Here is a 1157-nt window from a genome sequence, read left to right as displayed (position 1 = left end):
GGGTGCCGTCGGGTTCGTCTACCGCAAACAACTGCTCGAGGCAGCGAAGAACGGTGAAGACGTCGACGCTCTCCGCCTGACACTGCAGCAGGAATACGAGGACACCCTCGTCAACCCGTACATCGCCGCCGAACGCGGCTACCTCGACGCCGTCATACCCCCCAGCCACACCCGCGGCCAGATCGTCACCGCCCTGCGACTCCTCGAACGCAAACAAGTCACCCTCCCACCCAAGAAACACGGAAACATCCCCCTATGAGCGGCGAAGCGAATCACGACGCAGTGAGCGCAGAAGCGAATCATGTTGCTGCGTCGTCTGGTTGGTCGTTTCGCGGATCTCCGACCGACACCGACATCGCGGCCGTTGTTGCTGTTCTGACCGCGGCGCAGTCGTCCGTTGTCGCCGAAGCTCCGGTGGTATCGGATCTGTGGGGTCGCCCCGAGGATCTGCATCGATACGGACTTGCAAGTGCCCCAGCTCTTTTCGTCAATGCCCGATATGGCCAGTAAAGGAATTTCAGTACATGACCACCTCGACTTCCCATAAGAAAATCTCGAAGGTTCTCGTCGCCAATCGTGGTGAGATCGCGGTGCGGGTGATCCGGGCGGCCGCCGATGCCGGGTTGGCCAGTGTCGCTGTGTATGCCGAGCCCGATGCCGATGCCCCGTTCGTACGCCTTGCCGACGAAGCCTTCGCGCTCGGCGGGCAGACCTCGGCGGAGTCGTATCTGGTGATCGACAAGATCCTCGACGCCGCAGCCAAGTCCGGAGCCGACGCCATCCACCCCGGCTACGGATTCCTCTCCGAGAACGCCGAGTTCGCGCAGGCCGTGATCGATGCCGGCCTGATCTGGATCGGACCGTCCCCGCAGTCGATCCGCGACCTCGGCGACAAGGTCACCGCCCGCCACATCGCCGCCCGCGCCAAAGCCCCCTCGGTCCCCGGCACCTCCGAACCGGTCAAGGACGCCGACGAGATCCTCGCCTTCGCCGACGAACACGGCCTCCCGATCGCGATCAAAGCCGCGTTCGGTGGCGGCGGCCGCGGCATGAAAGTCGCCCGCACCCGCGAGGAAATCCCCGAACTGTTCGACTCCGCCACCCGCGAAGCCGTCGCCGCGTTCGGGCGCGGGGAATGCTTCGTCGAGCGCTACCTC

3 protein-coding genes are annotated in these 1157 nt (G+C 64.6%); all 3 read left to right on the top strand.

The genetic code is table 11. The annotated features are described in order from the left end of the window. Positions 1-259, top strand: a 259-nt coding sequence (locus CH302_RS09310; RefSeq protein WP_303396304.1) for a carboxyl transferase domain-containing protein, incomplete at its 5' end; no start/stop codon positions are given. Next, entirely contained in the window at positions 256-510 is a 255-nt protein-coding gene (locus CH302_RS09305) for an acyl-CoA carboxylase epsilon subunit (protein WP_082323490.1), read from the top strand. The genes CH302_RS09310 and CH302_RS09305, both read left to right, overlap by 4 nt. Positions 511-524: 14 nt before the next feature. After that, positions 525-1157 (top strand): biotin carboxylase N-terminal domain-containing protein (locus CH302_RS09300; protein ID WP_303396303.1); only part of this gene is annotated, 633 nt, incomplete at its 3' end.

The sequence above is a fragment of the Rhodococcus sp. 15-2388-1-1a genome (assembly GCF_002259145.1).
GTDB lineage: Bacteria > Actinomycetota > Actinomycetes > Mycobacteriales > Mycobacteriaceae > Rhodococcoides.
This window is presented reverse-complemented; position numbering and strand designations above follow the sequence as displayed.

Coding starts and splice junctions, on each gene's coding strand:
- CH302_RS09305 (WP_082323490.1), top strand. CDS start 256: ATGAGCGGCGAAGCGAATCACGACGCAGTGAGCGCAGAAGCGAATCAT.